This is a genomic window from Serratia sp. CY55921, assembly GCF_052167655.1.
GTDB classification, from domain to species: domain Bacteria; phylum Pseudomonadota; class Gammaproteobacteria; order Enterobacterales; family Enterobacteriaceae; genus Serratia; species Serratia ureilytica.
Genome location: NZ_JBJNMU010000012.1, coordinates 25142 through 31197, shown reverse-complemented (window position 1 = coordinate 31197; position 6056 = coordinate 25142). Strand labels below are relative to the sequence as shown.

The 6056-nt window shown below is 59.7% G+C and carries 6 protein-coding genes; 2 read left to right on the top strand and 4 right to left on the bottom strand.

All coding sequences use genetic code 11. From position 1 onward, the window contains the following. Positions 1 to 580 precede the first annotated feature (580 nt). Positions 581 to 2170, top strand: a complete 1590-nt coding sequence (purH, locus tag ACJ8M3_RS24415) for a bifunctional phosphoribosylaminoimidazolecarboxamide formyltransferase/IMP cyclohydrolase (RefSeq protein ID WP_206196511.1) — start codon at positions 581 to 583, stop codon at positions 2168 to 2170. A 48-nt stretch (positions 2171 to 2218) separates the two neighbouring features. Next, complete coding sequence (gene purD / locus ACJ8M3_RS24410; protein ID WP_046688074.1) at positions 2219 to 3502, top strand: phosphoribosylamine--glycine ligase; 1284 nt, start codon at positions 2219 to 2221, stop codon at positions 3500 to 3502. Between the two features lie 49 nt (positions 3503 to 3551). Here purD and ACJ8M3_RS24405 read toward each other — a convergent pair whose 3' ends face one another. The 4 genes from ACJ8M3_RS24405 to nfi all read right to left on the bottom strand — a co-directional run bounded on the left by ACJ8M3_RS24405 (position 3552) and on the right by nfi (position 6047). Continuing rightward, positions 3552 to 4223 (bottom strand): DUF1481 domain-containing protein, encoded by a 672-nt coding sequence (locus tag ACJ8M3_RS24405; RefSeq protein ID WP_080273415.1) that lies wholly within the window; start codon positions 4221 to 4223, stop codon positions 3552 to 3554. Between the two features lie 36 nt (positions 4224 to 4259). Beyond that, positions 4260 to 4532: a nucleoid-associated protein HU-alpha gene (hupA, locus tag ACJ8M3_RS24400; RefSeq protein WP_004929874.1), complete on the bottom strand. Its 273-nt coding sequence runs from the start codon at positions 4530 to 4532 to the stop codon at positions 4260 to 4262. A gap of 189 nt (positions 4533 to 4721) precedes the next feature. Beyond that, positions 4722 to 5312, bottom strand: a complete 591-nt coding sequence (locus ACJ8M3_RS24395) for a YjaG family protein (protein ID WP_033644369.1) — start codon at positions 5310 to 5312, stop codon at positions 4722 to 4724. 48 nt (positions 5313 to 5360) lie between these two features. Continuing rightward, positions 5361 to 6047 (bottom strand): deoxyribonuclease V, encoded by a 687-nt coding sequence (gene nfi, locus ACJ8M3_RS24390; protein WP_069101011.1) that lies wholly within the window; start codon positions 6045 to 6047, stop codon positions 5361 to 5363. Positions 6048 to 6056 lie beyond the last annotated feature (9 nt).

Below are 6056 nucleotides of genomic sequence, written 5' to 3'. Positions count from 1 at the left end.
TACTTCAGTTAGTCACTCTTCAAGACTTGATATTTTTTTGCATCCGAAGATGCTGGATATCGTCTTGTGGAGTGCCCACACAGATTGTCTGATAAATTGTTAAAGAGCAGTGAGTTAGGCGCTTTCGCTTGCTAACTCGAGGTGGCGTATATTACGCTTTCCTCTTTCAGAGTCAACCCTAATTTTCAGGATTTTTTCTCTGCGACCCCCGGATACTCTGTGAAGTTGTTCACATGTTCCGTGTCGATGGAGGCGCATTATAGGGAGTTCCTCGCAGGCCGCAACAGGTATTTTCAGCAAAAACGATCGTTAGCTGCATTCCACAGCAAAACCCCGCTTTATACCCACTTACACACAGTGTTATCCACAGATGCGATTTGTACGGAAAATTTACGAGCGCCACGCAAACGTTTTCGCTACAATTCCCCGCGACGAAACGATCCCCCTTTTTACGGGGGCGTTACCTGAATTTGTGCCTGTCCCTCCCTTTATAAGGCAGAAAACCGCGCTTTATAGAGAGATCGAGGTGGACATTCACGTAACGCTCTTTAATTGCGACTCAAAGCCAAGGGATAAAACCATGCAACAACCTCGTCCAATTCGCCGGGCTCTGCTCAGCGTGTCTGACAAAGCCGGTATCGTTGAATTCGCCGAAGCGCTTTCCCAGCGCGGCGTTGAACTGCTCTCCACCGGCGGCACCGCCCGCCTGCTGGCAGACGCCGGTCTGCCCGTTACCGAAGTTTCCGACTATACCGGCTTCCCGGAGATGATGGACGGACGAGTAAAGACCCTGCACCCGAAAGTTCACGGCGGTATCCTCGGCCGCCGCGGCCAGGACGACGCGGTCATGAATCAGCATGACATCCAGCCTATCGACATGGTGGTCGTCAATCTGTACCCGTTCGCCCAAACCGTGGCGCGCCCGGATTGCTCGCTGGAAGACGCGGTCGAAAATATCGATATCGGCGGCCCGACCATGGTGCGCTCCGCCGCCAAGAACCATAAAGACGTCGCCATCGTGGTGAAGAGCAGCGACTACGCCGCCATCATTACCGAGATGGACAACAACGACGGCTCGCTGCGCTATGCCACCCGCTTCGATCTCGCCATCAAGGCTTTCGAACACACCGCCACCTACGACAGCATGATCGCCAACTACTTCGGCGCGCTGGTGCCGGCGTACCACGGCGAGACCGAACAGCCGTCCGGCCGCTTCCCTCGTACCCTGAACCTCAACTACATCAAGAAGCAGGATATGCGTTACGGTGAGAACAGCCACCAGCAAGCCGCCTTCTATATAGAAGAAGAGGTAAAGGAAGCGTCCGTCGCGACCGCCGAGCAGCTGCAGGGCAAAGCGCTGTCCTATAACAACATCGCCGATACCGACGCCGCGCTGGAATGCGTGAAAGAGTTTGCCGAACCGGCCTGCGTGATCGTCAAGCACGCCAACCCTTGCGGCGTGGCGATCGGCGACGACATCCTCGCCGCCTATGAGCGCGCTTACCAAACCGACCCGACTTCCGCCTTCGGCGGCATCATCGCCTTTAACCGCGAGCTGGACGCCGCCACCGCGCAGGCGATCATCAGCCGCCAGTTCGTGGAAGTGATCATCGCGCCAAACGTCACTCAGGAAGCGCGCTCCCTGCTGGCCGCCAAACAGAACGTGCGCGTGCTGGCCTGCGGCCAGTGGCAGCAACGCGTGGCGGGGCTGGACTTCAAGCGCGTCAACGGCGGCCTGCTGGTGCAGGATCGCGATCTCGGCATGGTGACCGCCGCCGATCTGCGCGTGGTATCCGAGCGCCAACCGACCGAACAGGAACTGCGTGACGCGCTGTTCTGCTGGAAAGTGGCCAAGTTCGTGAAATCCAACGCCATCGTTTATGCACGTGACAACATGACCATCGGCATAGGCGCCGGCCAGATGAGCCGCGTTTATTCCGCCAAGATCGCCGGCATCAAAGCGAGCGACGAAGGGCTGGAAGTGAAAGGATCCGCCATGGCCTCCGACGCCTTCTTCCCGTTCCGTGACGGCATCGATGCCGCAGCTGCAGTCGGCATCACCTGCGTGATCCAGCCTGGCGGCTCGATCCGCGACGACGAAGTGATCGCCGCCGCCAACGAACACGGCATCGCGATGATCTTCACCGACATGCGTCATTTCCGCCATTAATTCCTTTTGCCGCGTGCGCTCCGGCGCACGCCATTCGTGGAGCCCCTGATGAACATTTTGATTATCGGCAACGGCGGGCGCGAACACGCGCTGGCCTGGAAAGCCGCCCAGTCTCCGCTGGCGGATAAAGTCTACGTTGCGCCGGGCAATGCCGGTACCGCGCTGGAAGCCAATCTGGAGAACGTGGCGATCGCCGCCACCGATATCCCCGCCCTGGTCGCTTTCGCCCAGAGCCATGACATCGGTCTGACCATCGTCGGGCCGGAAGCCCCGCTGGTGATTGGCGTGGTCGACGCCTTCCAGGCCGCCGGTCTGAAAATCTTCGGCCCGACGCAGGCCGCCGCGCAGCTCGAAGGCTCCAAAGCTTTCACTAAGGATTTCCTGGCGCGCCACCGCATCCCGACCGCCGAATATGAAAACTTCACCGACGTGGAGCCGGCGCTGGCCTACGTGCGCAGCAAAGGCGCGCCGATCGTCATCAAGGCCGATGGCCTGGCGGCCGGTAAAGGCGTGATCGTCGCGATGACGCTGCAGGAAGCGGAAGAGGCGGTGCGCGACATGTTGGCCGGCAACGCCTTCGGCGACGCCGGTCATCGCATCGTGGTGGAAGAGTTCCTTGACGGTGAAGAGGCCAGCTTCATCGTGATGGTCGACGGCGAGAACGTGGTGCCGATGGCCACCAGCCAGGACCACAAGCGCGTCGGCGACGGCGACACCGGCCCGAACACCGGCGGCATGGGCGCCTATTCTCCCGCACCGGTAGTGACCGACGAAATCCACCGGCGCGCCATGGACCAGGTGATCTGGCCGACGGTGCGCGGCATGGCGGCGGAAGGCAACACCTACGTCGGCTTCCTTTACGCCGGCCTGATGATCGCCGCCGACGGCCAGCCGAAGGTGATCGAATTCAACTGTCGTTTCGGCGATCCGGAAACCCAGCCGATCATGCTGCGCCTGCGTTCCGATCTGGTGGAACTGTGCCTGGCGGGAGCCGAAGGTCGCCTGAACGAGAAAACCTCCGACTGGGACGAGCGCCCCGCGCTCGGCGTGGTGCTGGCGGCCGGCGGTTATCCGGGTGACTATCGCAACGGCGAGGTGATCCAGGGGCTGCCGCAACAGGAAAGCGCCGACGGTAAGGTCTTCCATGCCGGCACGCGCCTGCAGGGCGATGACGTCGTCACCAGCGGCGGTCGCGTTCTGTGCGTGACGGCGCTGGGCGACACCGTGGCGCAGGCGCAACAACGCGCCTATCAGCTGGCGGAAGGCATCCAGTGGCCGGGCAGCTTCTGCCGCAAAGATATCGGTTATCGCGCGATTGCGCGCGGCAAGTGATTTGACCTGATAAGGTCATGACAAGAGGCTCCGCAGCGCGGGGCCTTTTTTATAGCTGGTCTTCTTTCGGTTCCCAGCTGCAGAAGTCGTCGTTCGCCACCAGCAGCAGCTCGCTGCCTTCCGGCGCTTCCAACCAGGCGACGCTCACCGGCCGGCTGCTGCTGCGGGCGCGTTTTTCGATCCAGGCGATGGCGGAGGCATCCAACCCGGGTTTTAAGCGCTGCCCGTCGCAGGTTTGCACTTCGCCCTGCAACCAACGCCCCTGCAGCAATTTGACCTTGCCGGCGCGCAGCGCATTGCTGACTTCGAGGATACGTCGCGCCTGATATTGATACAGGGCGATTTCATCGCGGGTCAGCGGTTCGCGGCGTGTCGCCAGCTGGCGCTGCATAAAGCTCACCGTGCCGTCGTCGGCAAAGCGCAGTTGAATGGAATCTCGATCGCCGTCGGCGTCGTTGCGTTTGATTTGGCGCAGCACGTCGCCCTGATAGGTGTACAGCGTGGTGATGGTACCCGGTCCGCGGTAGGGACTGTAGACGCTGACCAGCACCTGCGGGCGATGTTGCTCATCGTCTTTACGCCACAGGCGTATCACGCCTTGATCGGCCACAAAGCCGCTGGCGGTAAAGCTGGGAATATCGGAATGGAAACTGCAGGCGCTCAGACCGAGGGCGATGCCGGCGGCCATGAGCACCCGACGAGTAAACAAAAGGGGCGCCATCGCCCCTCTGTTTAATCTTTTCACCGAGGCGCGGTCTTATTTAACAGCGTCTTTCAGTGCTTTGCCAGAAACGAACGCAGGCACGTTGGCTGCTGCGATTTTGATTTCTTTGCCAGTCTGTGGGTTGCGGCCAGTGCGCTCGCTACGATGGTTTACTTTGAAAGTACCGAAGCCAACCAATTGTACTGCATCACCTTCTTTCAGAGACTCAGTAATAGCAGCCAGGGTGGATTCCAGAGCCAGTTTAGCTTGTGCTTTGGAAAGGTCAGCCTTGTCCGCGATTACATCAATCAGTTGAGTCTTGTTCATAAGTTATCCTTACAGTGTGTTTATCGTTTGCAAAGCATCGAGTGCGACGGATATGCCGATTGACAGCACTCTCCTGCATACACGCACCGATAGCCACTTTTTTTACGCCCCCCAAATGTAGACCAGACAGGGTGCGGATGTGAAGCCTTAAGGCATGACAAATCAGGCGTTAAATCACGTTTTGTTGCCTTATTGCGCTAAATTTATCCCGATGTTGCTGACACCGGCCTCTCGAAGGTCGGATCGCAGCCCCTTGATCAGGTCTATATCGCGCTCTTCACAGGCGTCCAACAGGCGGAAAATTTCCCATTGAATGTCCCATTCTTCCTCTACCGCAGGCAAACTTCCCAACTCTTCGTCGGTCATTTCCCTACCGGCTTGAGTCATTTCCAACATCGCCACGGTGCGAATCGATGTTTCGCTGATGGCGATGGCGTGCTCCAGCGTCTCCCCGCCGAGCCGCGAATGGATCAGTTCCCCTAATGCGATACAGGCATCAATTGCCGGGTAAACGCCGTAAAGATCGTAATCTTCCGCCGACGGAATCGCCTCTTCCAACTTCTCGAGCTGGCTGTCGAAGTTGACCTTGGCGTCCTTCACCACCAGCGTTTCCCACACCAAATCCAGAATGCGGCGATAAATCGCCGGATCGCCGAACTCGGTCTGTTTGCAGAACATCTGGTAATTCGGGTACATACGCTCGCACAAACTGGCCATAAAGGTCAAATGTTGCCAAGCCTCGTGCCGTTCCAGACGTAAATGAATCGGGTTACGTAGCATGCTTTACTCTCTTACGCGTTATCTGCGGCGCAGTGTACCCGAAATCGCTCATGGCGACACCTCCGGATGCTGCTGCAACCAACGCTGAAACGCCGGACGGCGCGAAGCGATGGCGTCGGCCCAGCGGGTCGGCTCCGGCAAACGGTAGCCCGCCATACAGCGCTGCACCCACGCCAGCGCGCTGTCGGCGCCCACGCGGTGACCGGTAGAGATGAACAGCGGGTTGCAGCGCGCCTTGCTGCGCCATACCCAGCCCAGCTGTTCCCCCTTATCTTCCAACGGTGCCAGCGCGCCGACGGCGGCCTCCAGCGGCGCGAATTTGCCGCACAGGCGCTTCTTGGCCACGCCGATGGTCGGTACATCGACCAGCAGGCCGAAATGGCTGGCGACGCCGAGGCGCCGCGGATGTGAAATGCCATGCCCATCGACGAAGATCAGCCCCGGCTTTTGCCGCAGCTGTGCCCAGGCGGCCAACAGCGCCGGGTATTCGCGAAACGACAGGAAGCCCGGGATATAAGGCATGACGGTGGCGATGCGCGCCACCTGATATTCCACCAGCTCCAGCGACGGATAGCGCAGTATGGCGATAGCGGCACGCGTCACCGCCCCCTCCTGCTCGAAGCCCACGTCGGCGCCGGCGATGAAGGTCGGCGGTTCGGCCGGCAGATCGTCGTAGCGAATGATTTCAGCCGCGCGCCGCAGCTGTTCGGCGCGCAGGGCCGCCATATCGGTCACATCGGATCC

Coding starts and splice junctions, on each gene's coding strand:
- purH (WP_206196511.1), top strand. CDS start 581: ATGCAACAACCTCGTCCAATTCGCCGGGCTCTGCTCAGCGTGTCTGAC.
- purD (WP_046688074.1), top strand. CDS start 2,219: ATGAACATTTTGATTATCGGCAACGGCGGGCGCGAACACGCGCTGGCC.
- ACJ8M3_RS24405 (WP_080273415.1), bottom strand. CDS start 4,223: ATGGCGCCCCTTTTGTTTACTCGTCGGGTGCTCATGGCCGCCGGCATC.
- hupA (WP_004929874.1), bottom strand. CDS start 4,532: ATGAACAAGACTCAACTGATTGATGTAATCGCGGACAAGGCTGACCTT.
- ACJ8M3_RS24395 (WP_033644369.1), bottom strand. CDS start 5,312: ATGCTACGTAACCCGATTCATTTACGTCTGGAACGGCACGAGGCTTGG.